This is a genomic window from Tardiphaga robiniae (assembly GCF_013359755.1).
Taxonomy (GTDB): Bacteria; Pseudomonadota; Alphaproteobacteria; order Rhizobiales; family Xanthobacteraceae; genus Tardiphaga; species Tardiphaga robiniae.
This window is the reverse complement of record NZ_JABMCJ010000009.1, coordinates 1-484: the sequence shown is the minus strand read 5'-3', so window position 1 is coordinate 484 and position 484 is coordinate 1. Positions and strand designations below refer to the sequence as shown.

Sequence of the window (484 nt, the reverse complement as noted above, 5' to 3'; positions counted from 1 at the left end):
GATTACTCCATAACAGGGACAGCAGGCCACTCAATATCAGGTGCAGTTGATGTATCAACACGGTTCAGCAACACCCGATACTTCTTCCAGGCTTCCAGCAACGAGGTTTCTTCCTTCGTTGCAATTTCCAGATCTGCAGCATCCTGAAGCGGCGCAATATGCTCACTGGCTACCTGCATCAGGCTTTTTTTTGTTTCTTCCGCCTCCCGGATCCGGAACAGTTTTTCTGCTTCCGTATCCTTCACCCAGGCTGTGCCGTTCCACTTCTGATATTCCCCTCCCGGCGATAACCAGGTAAAATTTTCCGGTAACGGACCGAGTTCAGAAATAAATAACGCGTCGCCGGAAGCCACGTCATAGACGGTTTTACCCCGATGGTCTTCAACGAGATGCCACGATGCCTCATCACTGTTGAAAACAGCCACAAAGCCAGCCGGAATATCTGGCGGTGCAATATCGGTACTGTTTGCAGGCAGACCGGTAT

General features: G+C 50.6%; 1 protein-coding gene. It reads right to left on the bottom strand.

Annotated elements, in window-relative coordinates:
- Positions 1–2: 2 nt before the first annotated feature.
- Positions 3–484: tail fiber assembly protein (locus HP556_RS00030; protein WP_175365463.1), on the bottom strand; the 482-nt coding region annotated here is incomplete at its 5' end.